Source organism: Humidesulfovibrio sp. (assembly GCF_030689645.1).
GTDB lineage: Bacteria > Desulfobacterota > Desulfovibrionia > Desulfovibrionales > Desulfovibrionaceae > Humidesulfovibrio.
Map to the genome: position 1 here is coordinate 1 of NZ_JAUYFU010000041.1, position 15,797 is coordinate 15,797.

The window sequence follows — 15,797 nt, forward strand, 5'->3', positions numbered from 1 at the left end:
GAGGAGCTGCAGAGAAAATGTATCGGCGGAGTTGCTGCCGCCGCTGCCTAGGGAATCCCCTTGACGCCCATCCCGACACCCTCCGCGAACGCTTCGTGCGCCGGAACGTCCTCGCCTGGACCGACTGGCTGCCCGAAGCTCCCGATGAGAAAGCGGAATTGTCTCGAATCTTCCGCAGCCTGGGGAGCCGAAGTCGCATGGCGCGCGCTTGAGCCAATTGGTCGTTCAAAGTATGTCGCTCAGGCTACAGCTCCGTGAGCTCTTGCAAGATTTCCTCTATGCCAGCGAGGTTATTAGTTTTGAGCATAGTCATAAACTTCTGGATCGAAACCGTGACGTGATCAAGCTGCGCCTCAAGGGTGGCAACGCGGATCTCGTGCTGCTTGAGTTCGTCATCGTGGATGTCGGCGGCGGAGACGATGTCGAGGTCATCCATGATGCCGGAGAGAACAAAGTTATCGAGGTACAAGTAGTTGAGGTTCCAGCGATTCGAGCAGCCATGCCCGGCATGAGCGGAATTGCACGTGAGGTAGTGCGCCCAGGGCCGGAGGCCGTTCTTCCTCGCCTTGTCCTGGGTGGCGTTGTGATAGCCCATGGTCCCACCGTAAACTGAAAAACGCGCGAGTTTTTGGAAAAGGTTCGCGTATTTCTTGCCCTTCCTGCCCCGCTGGGCTTCCATTGCCATGAGGGGTGCCGGGGGAATCATCCCCCCCGGAAAAATATTCTCTTTTCTTTTCTGATCGTTATCCGCCAATCCTCGCGCGCGCCTGGATTAGCTCGGCGACGATGCTCACGGCGATTTCTTCAGGTGTTTCGGCGTCGATGCCCAGGCCGATGGGGCAGCGCACGCGCGCCAGGTCCGCATCGGTGAAGCCTTGCCCGCGCAGACGCTCGTAGATTGCATCGCGCTTGCGCCGGCTGCCGATCATGCCGATGTACCCGGCCTTGGTGCGCAGTGCCTGGGCCAGCACATCGGCATCGTGCATGTGTCCGCGCGTGACGATGACCAGGAATGCGCCGGGGCCTGTGTGCGCACCGGAAAGGGCGTCGGCGAAGCTCTGCAGCACGCGGGTTTCCGCCTGGGGGAAGCGCTGTGCGTTGGCGAAATCAGGCCTGTCGTCCAGCACCAGCACGCGGAAGCCCGCCAGGGCTGCCACCAGGGCCGTGGGGCGCGACACGTGCCCGGCCCCGAGGATGGTCAGGGGGCTGGCGGCGACCCAGGGCTCCAGCAAGTAGCGTGCGCCATCAACGGAGAGGAGGGTGGGCGTTTTGATGCCAACGCCCTGCTGCCGGGCGGACTCTTGCAGAGTCGGGTGCAGGATTGTGTCTTTGTTTGTGCAAAGGGGCAGGGCGTCCGCCCTCAACAGGAAGCGCGGCCCGTGGTCCAGCGGCGTGAGCAGCAGGGCGCGCTCGCCGCGTTCAAGGCAGGCGTTGAGGCTGCGGAACAGGTGCAGCTCCTGCGGAACAAGGAGTTCCAGAAACACCCGCAGTCTGCCTCCGCAGATCATGTCCGCTCCTGCTGCCAGCTCGCCCGTGAGGTCGAAGGATTCCATGCGGCGCAGGCCGTCTGCAAGCACCAGCGCGGCGCTGTCCATGACGCGCGCCTCCACCAGGCCCCCGCCCACGGTCCCGGCGAGTATCCTCAGGTGGGGCTGACTGTCAGCCGTCAGCAGCATGCTGCTGCCTGCGGAGCGCGGGGTGCTGCCCTCGTGGGCCAGGATTGTGGCGCGCACGAGGCTCTGACCTCGTTCAAGGGAATCCAGCAGGGGGGGGAGCGTGTGGTTCATGCGGTGCGGCAGCCTTGTCGGTCCTTGTGTTCGGCGCAGGGGCGCCGGACACAAGGACCACTAGCACGGGGAGCCGGTGGGGGGAATAGGGGCGGCCAGGGTCAGGTGAGCGTGTTCCAGGGCGAGGGAGCCATGGGCGCGAAGCCGCGTTCCTGCGCCAGCACCTCAAGGTGCAGCAGGCGTATGGGCAGCATCTCAAGGTTCACGCGGTCCGTGCGGTCAACGAGGTTCACGGTGGTGTAATAGGTCTTGCAGTCCTGGCACAGGTGGGCCTGCTCCTGCTCGGAGCGTGCGTCGTCCTCGGCCATGAGGATCTCCATGCGCGAGGGATCCTCGCAGTCGCAGGAGGCGCAGCGCAGGCGCGGAAACCGCCACAGGGCCGCGCACTGGCTGCAGTGGAACCACAGCTGTCCGGCCTTGGCGATGAGGAACTCCGAGTCCTCCTTGCCCTCTTTCAGAATGCCAACGTCCGGCCCGCCTCCGCACACGGGGCAGTAGCCGCGCCGCCAGGCTTCCTGGTCCACCAGGGGGCCCAGCTGCTCGGATTCGTGGGTCAGCACGGCCAGCAGGGATTCGGTGGCGGTCATGTGCAGGACCACTGGGGCGAGGTGCAGCCGGGCGGCGATGTCCTCCACGGTCTGCCGGGCTGCATCCTCCTCGCCAGGGGCGATGGCCGCCAGAAGCGCTGCTGCCAGGCCGGAGCCTTGGTCCGGCCCTGCGCCAGGGGAATCGAGCAGCACGGCCAGCCGGGCCAGATCCGCAGCCAGCTTGGGGAAGGCCTGGGCCTCTGCGGGCAGGATGACCTTGGCCGCCGCGTGGAAGCGCTCCACCAGCGTGACCGGCGGCTGCGCCAAGGTGTTCAGGTACTCTGCCAGAAGCGGCAGGCCGGAGGCCAAAACGGCGGCGGCGGGCGGGCTTTCCAGCAGGCTTGTGGCGGGCAGGGCTTCCCGGACGGCCAGGCGGGCCTTTTGCAGGATGGCGAAGGAGGTGGCGATGTCCGCCATGGCGGGGCGGCGGCCCTTGATTTCTTCCAGGGCCTCGTCCACATCGAACAACCGTTCTTGATGCTTGAGTGTCTGCCGCATGCACGCTCCGTTGGTGGTGGTGAAATGACACAGGCCGCACTGCCTTTACGGCGGCACGGCCCATGCTGCGTTTTTGGCCTTGTTGTCGCTTAGCCCAGCAGGTTCTTGAACGGTTTGGTCATGGCCGTCAGGAATTCCTGGCGGTTCATGTCCGCGTACTGCGTCTTCGGCTGCTCCTTGCGTTCGGCAAAGTCATGGTAGAGCTTGCGCGACTCGGTGACCAGGAAGATCACGCTCACGTCGTCGGGGTCCAGCAGCTGGGCCTTGGGGTAGGTCTTTTTGACCTTGTCCAGGCGCTCCTGGGCCAGCCTGAGCATGGCGTCGCGCTCGCCGAAGTTCATGCAGCCCGTGCAGCAGGTCTTCACGCAGGCGGGCACGTTGCCGTTGGTGATGCGGTCGAAGCACATGTCGCACTTGGTGAGCTTGCCCTCGTCCTTGCTCCAGCGGGGGATGTTGTACGGGCACATGGCGCGCACGTCCTCGGCCTGCTTGGGCGTGAACTTTTTCGTCAGGTCCGTGTACAGCACGGCCCCGGTGGCCTCGTCCTTGATGATGGCTCCGGGCAGGATGGCGTCCGCGCCTTCTTTACAGCCAGGGGCGTGGCAGTGGCGGCACTGTTCCGGGAAGAACAGCCACTCCACCCGGTCCTTCATCTTGTATTCCTTGAAGCGGATGAGCTTGTAGTTGTAGGGGCCCAGGTCGGGCGGATTCTGGTGCGTGCCGGTCTGCTTGGTGTGCACGGCCGGGAAGTCTTTCCATTCCTTGCAGGCGATTTGGCAGCCCCGGCAGGCTGTGCAGCGCGAGGTGTCGATCAGAAACGTCTTGGGCATGGCGCATCTCCCTTGTGCGCCTGCCCGGCGGCCCCGTCTCGCAGGGTCCGCCGGGCGGGCGGTTATCTCTCGAGCTCGGTGACCTTGGCGGCCTTGCGGATGTTCACCAGCGAAGCCTTGTACTCCGGGATGTAGGTGTTTGGGTCGCCCACAGTCGGCGTAAGCCTGTTGGTGGCGTCGCCCACGCCCGGCGTGGTCCAGCCGAAGGCGAAGGGCATTCCCACCAGGTGCACGGTCTTGCCCATGATCTTGAAGGGCACCACGCGCACCGTGACCATGGCCACGGCCTGGGTCTTGCCGCGGATGCTCTCCACCTCGACCACGTCGCCGTTTTTGATGCCCTTTTCCTTGGCCAGCTCGTGGCTCATCTCTATATACTGCTGGGGTTCGGCCTCAAGCAGCACCTTGGTGTTGCGCGAATCCGAGCCGCCGCACCAGTGTTCGGTGAGGCTGTAGGTGGTGAGCACGATGGGGTAGAGCGGGTCTGCGTTCTTGGCGAACTTGTCCATGTCGCTCGCGATCCAGCGGATGGCCGGGTTGCTCATCTGCTTGCCGAAGGGGTTCTTGGCCAGCGGGGTTTCCGCCGGTTCGTAGTGCTCGGGCAGCGGCCCGTCCACCCGGCCAGGGCCGAAGAGCTGTGCATGGCCTTCCGTGTGCATGATGAACGGATACTTGCCGCCCTTCAGGGCCATGGGAGGTCCGCCGCCGTCCACAACGTCGCCCACCCACTGGCTGCCGTCCCACAGGACCACGGGCAGGTCGGGGTTGAAGGGCTTGCCGTTCACGTCCACGCTGGCGCGGTTGTAGATGATGCGCCGGTTCACCGGCCAGGCGAAGGAGAAGTTGGGGAAGAGCCCCAGCTTGGCCTGCATGGGCGTCTGGGTGTGGTCGCGCCGCTTGCTCAGGTTCTTGCCCGCTTCCGGGTAGCTGCCGGTGTAGATCCAGCACAGGCTGTTGGTGCTGCCGTCGTCCGTCAGGAAGGCGAAGCTGGGCACCTGGTCGCCCTTCTTGAACTTGCGTCCGTTCACCTCGGCGTCGCGGGTGAACCAGCCGTTGATCTTCCTGGCGGTCTTTTCCGCATCATACACGCGGTCCAGGTCCAGGTTCAGGATGGGCTCGGGGAATACGCCGCCGTCCTTCTTGTACAGGTCGCGCACGGCGTGGAAGATCTCCACCTCGATCTGGCCCATGCTCTTGCTCTGGCCCATGGGCTCAATGCCCTTGTGGTGCCACATGATCCAGCGCCCGGAATTGGTGGTGGTGCCGTCCTTTTCGCCGCGGTGGCAGCAGGGCAGCAGGAACACCTCGGTGTTGATCTTCTTGGGATCCACGCCGGGGCCGCGCCAGAAGTCTGTGGTTTCGGTGAGATGCACCTCGCCCATGACCAGCCAGTCCAGGTTCTGCAGGGACTTCCTGATCTTGTGGCTGTTGGGCATGCTCTGGGCCGGGTTGTGCCCCAGAATGAACGCGCCCTTGATCTGCTTTTTGTACAGGCGGTCGAACATGAACATGCTGGCGTACTGCTCGCCCGGCTCGACCTTTGGCGTCCAGGCGTAGCCGTAGTCGTTGGCCGGGGTGGCGGCCTCGCCGAACCAGCCCTTGAACAGGCTCACTGCGTATTTCGGCTGGTTGGCCTTCCAGTTTATGCTCATGGGGTCGCTGGTCTTGGGCATGATGGACTTGTTGTAGTCCGCCAGGGTGGCCTGGGTGGCCAGCGGCGCGGGAATGTAGCCGGGCAGGATGTCCCAGAGCACGGCGTGGTCTGTTGAGCCCTGCACGTTTGGTTCGCCGCGCAGGGCGTTGATGCCGCCGCCCGCCACGCCGATGTTGCCCAGCAAAAGCTGGATCATGGCCGCCAGGCGGATGTTCTGGGTGCCCACAGTGTGCTGGGTCCAGCCCAGGGCGTACATCATGGTGCCGGCGCGGTCCGGCTTGCCCGTGGCGCCGAAGGTGTCGTACACCAGGAGCAGGTTCTTTTTGGAAACGCCCGTCACCTGGCTCACCAGGTCAAGGGTGTAGCGGTCATAGTGCTTCTTCATCACCTGGAACACGCAGCGCGGATCCTTGAGGGTCTTGTCGCGCTTGGACACGCCGTTCTCATCCTTGACGAAGTCCCACTTCTTGCGGTCGTACACGCGGGTGACAGGGTCATAGCCGCTGAACAGGCCGTCCTTGAAGTCGTAGTCTGCGCCGAGGATGAAGCTGGCGTTGGTGTACTCGGTGACGTACTCCTTGAAGTACAGATTTTTCTCCAGGATGTAGCGCAGCATGCCGCCCAGGAAGGCGATGTCTGTTCCGGAGCGCAGGGGCACGTGATGGTCGCTGCGGGCGCTAGTGCGAGAGAACTTGGGATCCACGTGGATCACCTTTGCGCCCATATCCTTTGCGCGCAGCACCCACTTGAAGGAGATGGGGTGGTGCTCGGCAGCGTTGCTGCCCATGATGAGAATTGCGTTGGAATTCTTGATGTCAATCCAGTGCTGGGTCATTGCGCCGCGTCCGAACGACTCTGCCAGAGCCGGTACAGTGGGGCTGTGTCAGACCCTTGCCTGATGGTCTATCTGGTAGACCCCCAGGGCTCTGAGCATCTGGACCGTGACTGCGCACTCCTCGTTGTCCATGAGGGCGCTGCCCAGGTGCATGACTGTGTCCAGGCGGTTCACGGCCTGGCCCTTGGCGTTTTGTGTCACGAAGTCACGGTCGCGGGTGTCCTTCATGCGCTTGGCGATGCTGGAGAGCATGAAGCCCCAGTCCTTTTCCACCCAGTCCGTTGCGCCGGGCGCGCGGTACAAGGGCTTCACGATGCGGTGCTCGTTGATGTGCAGGGCGCGGAAGGCCGCGCCCTTGGCGCACAGGGAGCCTTCGCTCACGGGGTAGTCCGGGTCGCCCTCGGAGCTTATGAACTTGCCGTTCTTGACGAACATTATGATGTTGCAGCCGCAGGAGCAGTAGGGGCAGGTGGACACCACCTCTTTGGCTCCGGCGGTTTTCATCTGCGTCGAATAGGCCAATGCCGGGCGCACATCGAGCCCTAGCCTCGACAGCCCGAGGCAGGCTGTGCCCGCTCCGAGCAGCTTGATGAATCCTCGCCGTGATACGCTCATGCTCCCTCCTTTTTGCATCAACACGGGCCATGGCTGACCGCCAAGCCCAGACCAACGACAATATACGAGTATGGTAATCCTGGCATAGGTTGGCAGGTGCGTCAACGGGTTCGCACATATTTGGGCGCTGCTTTATGTCCCGCTCCGGGCGCGCATGTGAGCGTGGCGCTGTCATCGTGGACGTATTTTGTGGTGAGGGCATGGGAGACCGCCGCCGAAGTCGTCCCTGGCTGGTTGGTCTCACGCGTAAGGCGCGAGCCGGGCTTGCAGGCTCGTGAAGGCTGGGTAGTATGCTTGCTGCGCATGCGCCCGCAACGGCGGAGCCGTGCGGCAGGAGGCGGCAGGACCAGGGATGCTAGCCCTTGTACATTTCGCGCACCTTGAGAAAACTGTCCAGGTTGTCCAGCAGCAGGTCGGTCGCCAGGGGGTCGAAGTGCAGGCCGCGCTCGGCTTTGAAGTGCTTCACCACCTGCTCCAGGGACCAAGCCGGGCGGTAGATTCGGTCGCTCATGAGGGCGTCGAACACGTCCGAAACGGCTGCCAGCCGACCGTATATGTGGATGTCCTCGCCCGCGAGGCCGCTTGGGTAGCCTTTGCCGTCGTAGCGCTCGTGGTGCTGGAGGCAGATGATGGCCGCAGCCTTGAGCAACTCGCGATGCGAACCCTTGAGGATCTCGTAGCCGATGGCGGGGTGGTTTTTGATGGTGGCCAACTCCGCCGGGGTCAGTTCGGCGGGTTTGTTCAGGATGAAGTCGGGGATGCCGAGCTTGCCCACATCGTGCATGGGCGCTGCCAGCCGCAGCAGGGCGGCCTCGGTCTCGGGCAGGCCGTACTTGCGGGCCAGAATGTAGATGTACTCCGCCACGCGCCTTACGTGGTTGCCTGTTTCCTGGGAGCGCCACTCGATGGTCTCACCCAGGGTGAGCACGATTTCCCGCTGTGTGTCCTCAACTTCTTTGTTCAGGTGGAGATTGTCGAAAGCGATGGACACGTTGGCGAAGAATATCTCCACCAATTGCAGGTCCATCTCGGTAAGCTCCTTGCAGCCCTCAAGGTAGATGACGCTCTCCGAATCGTTCTGACTGCGGAAATAGCCGATGTAGCGCTTGCCGTCGAAGAACAGGCTGGTGCGGTTCTTCACGGCCTGCTCGAATTGCGAGTACACCTTGGGGGGAACCACCTCTTCCACGTTGTGGCGCACAAAGGGCTGGTACTCGCCCGTTGCGGCGAGGATGTTGAAGTGGCCTTTCTCGTTCACAGCGGCAAAGCCGGAGGCCTGGCAGACGATGGCGTTGCGGTTCAGGTCGAGAATGGAGATGAGCTGGGCGAGCACCCCGGTGGAGAACTTCTCCATGGACTGCAGCTCGAAGATGTTCTCCGAGGCTTCGATGATCTTCTCCAGGCCCAGGCGGTTGGCCTCGATGGTGGCGATGTCGCTGCTGGTGCGCAGGGCGGAAACGATGGCCGTGAGCAGCTTTTGCGCCGTGAGTTCGGTCTTTTCCTTGTAGTCGTTGATGTCGTATTCGAGGATGACGCGCTCCTCCGGGGCCTGGCCGGGCTGGCCGGTGCGCAGGATGATGCGCACGAAGCGGTTCTCCATGTCTTCGCGGATGTACTTCACCAGCTTGAGCCCGGTGTCGTTCTCCTCCATCACCACATCCAGCAGGATGACGGCTATGTCCGGGTTGGCCTTGAGCACGTCCTTGGCTTCCGCGCCAGTGTAGGCGCTGAGGAATTCAAGGCCCCGGTTTTTGTAGCGAAAGCCTCCAAGCACCAAGCGGGTGACGTTGTGGACCTCGGCTTCGTCGTCCACAATGAGCACTTTCCAGGCCCCAGGCGCCCAGATGGTCGCGCGGTCGGCCTCGTCGTCCTGGAAGAGCAGAAGGTCGTCTGATTTTTCCGTCATTAGAGATCACGCCAACCTTGCGGTAACAAGAGTGTGAAGGAAGTTCCCTGTCCGGGCGTGCTTTCGCAGCGCACGGTTCCACCCAGTTTCTGCGTCACCAGATTGTAGAGGATGTGCAGGCCGAGTCCTGTTCCTCCTCTGCCTCTGCGAGTTGTATAGAATGGCTCAAAAATCTTGTCCAGGTTCTCGTTGGGAATTCCTTTGCCGTTATCAGCATAATTTATCTGCACTTGGTCTCTGTCCTGCGCGGCGGAAATGGTGATGCGGCCAGCCTCGCCCGGTTCGAAGGCATGCACGAGGGAGTTCATCACAAGGTTGGTGATGATCTGGGAGAGCGCGCCGGGGTAGCTGTCCATGATCAGTTTCGGGTCGCAGATGACCGACACTGTATGCTCGGTCTTTTTCAGATGCGGTCGCAGGGACATCAGGATCTCGTCCAGGTAGGCGCGCAGGTGGAACACGCGCCGGTCCTCGGTGGAGCGGTCCACAGCCACCTGCTTGAAGCTGCGGATGAGTTCCGCAGCGCGTTTGAGGTTCGACAGGATCATGCGCGTGGATTCGTCGCAGACGTTCAGATATTGCTCCAGGCTGGCGCGCTTGAGCCCTCCGGCCTTGTATTCCACCAGGATGTTCTTGGTCTTGTCCTCCAGGTGAGAGGCCGCGGTGACGCCGATGCCCACCGGCGTGTTGATCTCATGCGCCACGCCGGCCACCAGGCCGCCGAGGGAGGCCATCTTCTCCGACTCCACAAGCTGCTTGTGGGCGGTGGTCAGCTGGTCCAGGGCGTGCTTGAGTTCCTGATTGGCCTCTTCCAACTGTCGCGTGCGTTCACGTACGCGCAGTTCCAGGCTCTCGTTCATGCGGCGGATGGTTTCCTCGGATTCGCGCTGGGCCGTTATATCGCGGGAGAAGCTGGCCAACTGCCTGGGCTCCCCGTCAGATTCCATGATGGGGTAGATGGTGATGGCGTAGTAAAAGCCTCCGCGCTCCTCCTCGAAGGTTCGTGGGCTCCTGGTGCGCAGGGCCTCCTGGGTTTGCAGCCTGCGAATCTCCGCAGCGTTGGTCGGCAGGTGGTCGTAGATGATGTGCCCCACCATGTCTTCCGGCGCCAGGCCGCGCCGGCTGGCGCCGCGCTCGTTGATGGCCAGGATGCGGCCCTCGGTGTCCATGAGGATGACGGAGTCCGAGGTGGCGTCGAACAGGGCGCGGATGCGCGCCTCGCTGTCGCGCAGTTCCTCCACTGCGCGCTTGCGTTCGGTCACGTCGGCCAGCAGGCCCTCGACGCGGACAATGGAGCCCGACTCGTCGCGCACGGCCCGGGCGATGATGGAGGCCCAGATGAGGCTGCCGTCCTTGCGTTGCATGGTCAGCTCCATGCCGTCCACAGCGCCGCCTTGCATCAGGGCGAGCATAATTTTTTCGCGGCTCAGGGGGAAGGCATAGACATCCCGGCCAAGGTCTCCCACCGAGTACAGGAGCTCCTCCGCCGAGCCATAGCCCAGGATGCGGGCCATGGCCGGGTTGGCCGAGAGCAGCTGCCCCTGGGGCGTTGACTGGAATATGCCCTCGGGCGCGTTCATGAAGATGCTGCGGTAGTTTTCTTCCGCCTTGCGCAGGGCTTCCTCCACGCGCCTGCGTTCAAGAATCTCCTGCTCGCGCAGGCGGATGGTCTCCCTCAACTCATCCGCATGGAGGGTCAGCAGGCGCTCGCGCTCAATGTGGTAGTCGATGCGCCGGACCATCTCGTCCGGGGTGATGCGCATGCGCGCCAGCATGCCGCCGTAGACATCGCTCAAAAGTCTGGTCTCATCGACGGAGAACACGCCAGCCTTGGCCAGAGCCTTGTGGGCGGCTGCGGCGCCAACCACGCCGGAGAAGGCTTTCTCCACCTCGGCGTACAGGCCGGCCAGTGCGGTCACGGAGGTTTTGGTGCGGTTCAGGAGGCCAACGGTGCGCATGCAGTCTTCGATGAGCCCGCTGGCTTCGGCCTTGGGCAGATACTCGCACAGAGGCTCCTCCATGAGCCTGCGCTTCTCCGCAAGGTCGATGTCGTCCTCGGCCAGGAGGCTTGCCTTGCGTTCGGCCACGCCGGGCAGCCCTGTGAACTCGGCCAGCACGACGGTTTCCTCCGGCGACTGGCGAGTGAATAGCGAAACCAGGGCGTACAGGCCCACGTTGAACACCAGGGTCCAAAACACCGAGTGCGACACGGGGTCCAGCGTGGTGAGCCCGAACATGGCTTCTGATCGCAGGAAGGACAGTCCGAACAGGCCGTCGCGCACGGGTCCGGCCCAGATGTGCCCTCCTTTGGACAGGGCAGGGAGCAGCAGGGTGTGCATCCACAGCAGCGCCCCGACGCTCAGGCCGGCCATGGCGCCGGCCTGGGTGCCGCGCCGCCAGAAAATGCCGCCCAGAATGGCCGGGGCGAACTGCAGCACAGCGCCAAAGGCGATGATGCCGATGTTCACCAGGATGTACGAGTCGCCAATGGTCAGCTCGAACCAGTAGGAGACCAGGATGAGGAAGGCCACGGAGGCCCAGCGGCATTCCAGCAGGCGGCGCTTCAAGCCTGAAAGGGCGGGCACGCGGTCGATGACCGGCAGGATGACGTGGTTGGTCAGCATCACCGCGTTGGTCATGGCTGAAACCATGACCATGCTCATGGCGGCCGAGAAACCGCCCAGGAACACAAGAAGCGCCAGGGCGCTCTGGCCGTGGGCCAGGGGCAGCCCCAGGGCGAAGGTGTCGGCCTGGGCCGGTGCCAGCCCGGAGGCCAGGCCGGCCAGGGCGATGGGCACCACGACGAGGTTGATGAGCAGCAGATAGAGGGGGAACACCCAGGAGGCGGTGAGGATGTGCCGCTCGTCCGAATTTTCCACCACGGCCAAGTGGAACTGGTGCGGCAGGAACAAAATGGCCGACATTGCCAGCAGCAGGTAGCTGGCCCAGGTGACGTAGGGCGAACCTGTGGAAGTGCTCAGGCGCATGATCTGCGTAAGCCTCTCGGGCGACAGGTTGTCCATGAGGTTTGACGGGCCGCTGTACAGGGCGATGAGCGCGAAGGCGCCCACGGAAAGAAGGGCCACCATCTTGATGATGGCCTCCGCCGTGACTGTGGCCACCATGCCGGGGTGCCGGTCGGTGGGGTCCATGCGGCGCACGCCGAGGAGGATCGTGTAGGTGATCATGAGCGCCACCATCAGGGGCCCCACGAATTTGAGCAGGGGGGAGTCGCCTCCGGCCACCAGGGAGAAGGTGGATATGACGCTTTTGAGCTGCAGGGCCACGTAGGGCACGCTGCCCATGAAGGCCACGGCGGTGGCAAGGGCCGCGATGCGGTGGGACTTGCCGTAGCGCGCTGCCAGGATGTCTGCGATGCTGGTGATATGGAAGCTGGATTTGATGCGCACGAGCTTGCGCAGCAGATACCACCACAGGGCGGCGGAAATGGTGGGGCCTATGTATATGGTGAGGAAGAGCAGGCCGGAATCCACAGCCTTGCCGATGGAGCCGTAGAAGGTCCAGCTTGTGCAGTAGGTCGCCAGGGAGAGGGCGTATACCCAGGGCTTGTCCGTCACGGACCGGTCCGACATGGAGCGGCGCTCGGCCCAGCTAGCCAGCAGCAGCAGGCAGCCGATGTAACCGGCAAGGATCAGGAGGACCAGCAGTGGGCTAAACATCTCTGGCGCCCGCGTCTTGGTGGGGCTGGTCCTGTTGTGGCTGCGCCAGCGCCGGGTCGGCGCAGGCGTCTTGGGCCCCGCGCGCGGCAAAGCGCAGCAACGCAATGGCCAGCGCCCACGCTCCGAAGAGCCAGGCGAGCAGCTCACCCCCTTCGGGGATGCTCAGCACCGGCCAGTTGAAGACCAGCAGCAGGGCCGCGAACACGAAGGAGAACATCCCCGGTCGGCCCCAACAGTTGACCATTCCCCCCTCCTTGGCCGCAAGACCCGTCGCTCTGATGCGAACCTTGCCAGGTTAGCGGATCAGGGCTCGACAGGTCGACAGTACAACGGGAAACGCCTGTTGCGCAACGAGAACCTTCGAAAGCTTCACAACATGCGACTCGTCGCCGCTTTAAGGCTACCAATTTGCCTTCGCACCCTCGCGACGGAAATCACTCTCGTGTTGGCGGAGATGGCGCATTAAGTGGGCGCTTTGACGAAGGGAAATTGAATCAGGGATGGTTAAGAGTTGACAGGCTCAAACGCTGCGCCAGCGCCGTGGGGTGCCGGGTGCGGCTGGAGCTTGTGTCGAGCTGAATCCGCAGAGCTTCCTTCCGTTGGGGCACCGCTGGGTGGCCTTTTCAATGCGCCACGTTGCAAGCTTCCATTCGCCAGTCTCTCGGCGAATAATGTCAGCGTGTTGCTGTGGGGGGCACAACTTTTGGCTCATACTTTCGTATGGATTGCCTCAGCGCTCTTGCTCAGAGGCTTGTAACGGGCTAAGAGGAAAGCATCAAAAATCAGCCCAAAACACCAGGGGGGCGACGCCTTTGGAGCTTTGGGGGTCGAAAAAATATGCACGAACAACCTGCGCCTTGCTTGTGCGCGACGCATACATGGGTCCCCTTGTCCCTTGGAGGTGAAATGGACACGCGCTATCTTGTCTACAAATGCTCCGCTGCTGGCCGACGCCCCATTGCCTGCTTTGACGCCTGTAGTCATGATGAGGCGCGGGATACGCTCTGTTGGCTCAAGAAACGCCATGGGGAGGAGGATGACTTCCGACTTGAGCCTGGGGAGTTCTTCGAGATATTGGAAAAGTCCCAAGTGCCTGCCGAGGAATGGGAAGAGGCGACAAGCCATCTGTGTCGTCAAAAAGGTGGCCGAGCCTGATTTGATACACCTCCTGCGTTACCGTCATTGGCCTTGGGCCTCTTGCGCCCGACCACAAGCCACGTGCGTATCCCCCACTGTACACATGGCGCCGCGACAGGCGGGTTTGGCGCCATAAAAAAGCCAGCGAAGAATTTCGCTGGCCTAGTGTGTGTAAACATTGCTCCGCGCCGCAGGCAAGCATCCACATGAGTAGAATCAGGCGTTCTTGTGGCGTCAACCTCGGCGCTGAGGCGTTACCTGACAATCAAGACAGAGCAGGAGGCATGAGCCGCAACCTTTGTGGCCACGCTACCCAGCAGGAACCGTTCGACACCCTTTTTCCCGCGGCTCCCTAGGACGATGAGGTCCGCCCCGATTTTTTCGGCATTGGCAAGGATGCACTCTCCCGCAGACGAGCTGGTTTCGACAATGGTCTGGAGAGCCACGCCTTTGCTCTGCGCATACTCCTTGGCTTTGTCTGATGTGACTTGGGCTTGCTCCAGGAGCTTTTCCTCGAAGGAGAAATCCGGGAACACCTCCACCATCCCGAGTGTCAGTTCGGCAACGGTCAAGGCCGTCAACTCGGCGCCGTCCTTCTTGGCCAGATCCACAGCACGCGTCAAAGCTTTGGTCGAATACGTTGAATGCTCGACTGCCGCTAATATTTTCATGCCTCCTCCTTTGTGGTTTGGAAGCCAGCCCCTGTCACGGCTGAATACATCCTTGCGCTCTCGCGTACAGGGCCTCTGCTCGGCCTCAGGCCCCGCACTCCAGTCGGTGGCTTTGGGCCATGGCTATTTCAAAGGCCTCTTCCTTGTTCAGGCATTTCGACTCCAGGATAACGACCTTTCTCGCACTGTTGCCCGCACGGTGTTCCCGCGCAGACAGTCCTGGCGAATAGGCTCCCTCGGCAATTTGCACGGCAAACGGTCGAATTTCCCAGCCGTTGGCAATCTGCATCTTGCCGGTAAAGACTTTTTTCCCCTTCAAGTGCATGTTATCCGCCCCTTGATCGCGGGGCGGATTGCTCCGCCCCGGCCTCTGTTCCTAAGCGTGGGCCGCGCGTCTTCAGCGCATTCGTTGTGAAAAGTCCAGGCATTCTGAGCGGTAGAGGCAACTGCCCTGGTCGCAGTGGCCCTGCTTGGCCGTGGCGAAGCAGTCGAAGTTGCCTTCTTGGCGCTGGGCCAACCGCACGGCCTCCACACGGGCCAGCACAACCTCCGTCACGGCCTTAGTCTTTTTGGCCCTTGCGCCGCTTCCGGAAGCACTTTTGAGCGAAGATGCGGCCTGGACTTTTCTGGGGGCTGCTGCCCGCCCAGTTCCTTTTGAAGTACCTTGCATCGGCTTATCCCCCTTGATTGATGCCCGTTCGTTCTGGCTAGCTCTCAATCTTAATCTTTTGCGCCGGTGCGGATGGTTCCGCCTTGGGCAGGGTCACATGGAGCACGCCCTTCTCGAAACGGGCCTTGATGCCCTTGTCGTTGACCTTGGCGGGCAGGGGCACAGCCCGGGTAAACTTGCCGTAACTACGCTCAATACGGTGGTAGTTGTCCTTCTTCTCTTCGCCTTCGAACTTCTTTTCGCCCGTGATGAGCAGGGCGCCGTTCTGGAGGCTCACGTCGACATCCTTGACCTCAAGGCCGGGCAGTTCGGCATCAACGGTGATTTCCTTCTCGGACTCCGAGACATTGACCACCGGATACGCTTCCATTCCGGCAAAGAGGTTTTTGGGGAACACTTCGAACATCGAGACATTCCCAAAGGGATTGCGCCAGAAATCCTCCATGAGATTTGCGATGCTCACGGGGCGTAACGTTTCTTCAGAGCTTTTGCGGAGAGTGGGGAGCCATTGCTTGAGCATAGTAACCTCCTGTCCGGCTTGTTCAGACTGAGGTCTAACTTTTACTCTGCAGATGCGCCCAGACCTCTTGGGCGGAAGAGGAGGAAGCAGTAGGATGCTATGTGAAGATATTCACTTTGCGAACACATGCAAGAAGAAAGTTTGTCAACTCTCTTGGCATGATATGGCCACGACAAAAAAACTATGACTATGTTTCATGGCTATTCCTGCGCCTTGCGACAACTCGCGCAGGCGTGCCATTTCCGGTTTTTGGCTTTGTTGTTACGAAAAGGACAGGGCAGGGTTGGGGATGCGATTGAAACTTCAACTCTTGAAAACAAAAAAAGCGGTCAGGATTTCTCCTAACCGCTTTGATTTGCTTGGCGTCCCCAAGGGGATTTGAACCCCTGTTAACGGCGTGAAAGGCC

General features: G+C 62.0%; 13 protein-coding genes. 1 reads left to right on the top strand and 12 read right to left on the bottom strand.

All coding sequences use genetic code 11. The annotated features are described in order from the left end of the window. Positions 1-244: 244 nt before the first annotated feature. The 8 genes from Q8O35_RS06370 to Q8O35_RS06405 all read right to left on the bottom strand — a co-directional run bounded on the left by Q8O35_RS06370 (position 245) and on the right by Q8O35_RS06405 (position 12,636). A complete protein-coding gene (locus Q8O35_RS06370; protein ID WP_305571807.1) occupies positions 245-595 on the bottom strand; it encodes a hypothetical protein in 351 nt (116 codons plus the stop codon). Between the two features lie 148 nt (positions 596-743). Beyond that, a complete protein-coding gene (locus Q8O35_RS06375) occupies positions 744-1,787 on the bottom strand; it encodes an XdhC family aldehyde oxidoreductase maturation factor (RefSeq protein ID WP_305571808.1) in 1,044 nt (347 codons plus the stop codon). Between the two features lie 101 nt (positions 1,788-1,888). Continuing rightward, positions 1,889-2,872: a formate dehydrogenase accessory protein FdhE gene (locus Q8O35_RS06380; protein WP_305571809.1), complete on the bottom strand. Its 984-nt coding sequence runs from the start codon at positions 2,870-2,872 to the stop codon at positions 1,889-1,891. An 89-nt stretch (positions 2,873-2,961) separates the two neighbouring features. After that, positions 2,962-3,702, bottom strand: a complete 741-nt coding sequence (locus tag Q8O35_RS06385) for a 4Fe-4S dicluster domain-containing protein (RefSeq protein ID WP_305571810.1) — start codon at positions 3,700-3,702, stop codon at positions 2,962-2,964. 62 nt (positions 3,703-3,764) lie between these two features. Next, positions 3,765-6,806 carry a formate dehydrogenase-N subunit alpha gene (gene fdnG / locus Q8O35_RS06390; protein ID WP_305571811.1) on the bottom strand — a complete coding sequence of 1,014 codons (3,042 nt, stop codon included), beginning with the start codon at positions 6,804-6,806 and terminating at the stop codon, positions 3,765-3,767. A gap of 355 nt (positions 6,807-7,161) precedes the next feature. Beyond that, positions 7,162-8,712 (bottom strand): DUF3369 domain-containing protein, encoded by a 1,551-nt coding sequence (locus Q8O35_RS06395; protein WP_305571812.1) that lies wholly within the window; start codon positions 8,710-8,712, stop codon positions 7,162-7,164. Continuing rightward, positions 8,712-12,392, bottom strand: a complete 3,681-nt coding sequence (locus Q8O35_RS06400) for a PAS domain S-box protein (RefSeq protein WP_305571813.1) — start codon at positions 12,390-12,392, stop codon at positions 8,712-8,714. Before Q8O35_RS06400 ends, Q8O35_RS06395 begins: the two co-directional genes overlap by 1 nt. Then, complete coding sequence (locus Q8O35_RS06405) at positions 12,385-12,636, bottom strand: hypothetical protein (protein WP_305571814.1); 252 nt, start codon at positions 12,634-12,636, stop codon at positions 12,385-12,387. Before Q8O35_RS06405 ends, Q8O35_RS06400 begins: the two co-directional genes overlap by 8 nt. 662 nt (positions 12,637-13,298) lie before the next feature. Between Q8O35_RS06405 and Q8O35_RS06410 the strand changes: the two genes are divergently transcribed. After that, positions 13,299-13,547, top strand: coding sequence for a hypothetical protein (locus tag Q8O35_RS06410; protein WP_305571815.1), 249 nt, complete (start codon positions 13,299-13,301; stop codon positions 13,545-13,547). 236 nt (positions 13,548-13,783) lie between these two features. Here the strand turns inward: Q8O35_RS06410 and Q8O35_RS06415 are convergent, their stop codons facing one another. From Q8O35_RS06415 to Q8O35_RS06430, 4 genes are all read right to left on the bottom strand, one after another. Then, a complete protein-coding gene (locus Q8O35_RS06415) occupies positions 13,784-14,200 on the bottom strand; it encodes a universal stress protein (RefSeq protein ID WP_305571816.1) in 417 nt (138 codons plus the stop codon). An 85-nt stretch (positions 14,201-14,285) separates the two neighbouring features. Then, complete coding sequence (locus Q8O35_RS06420) at positions 14,286-14,525, bottom strand: hypothetical protein (protein ID WP_305571817.1); 240 nt, start codon at positions 14,523-14,525, stop codon at positions 14,286-14,288. 72 nt (positions 14,526-14,597) lie between these two features. Then, complete coding sequence (locus tag Q8O35_RS06425) at positions 14,598-14,756, bottom strand: hypothetical protein (RefSeq protein WP_305571818.1); 159 nt, start codon at positions 14,754-14,756, stop codon at positions 14,598-14,600. A gap of 151 nt (positions 14,757-14,907) precedes the next feature. After that, a complete protein-coding gene (locus Q8O35_RS06430; RefSeq protein WP_305571819.1) occupies positions 14,908-15,333 on the bottom strand; it encodes an Hsp20/alpha crystallin family protein in 426 nt (141 codons plus the stop codon). Between the last annotated feature and the right edge of the window lie 464 nt (positions 15,334-15,797).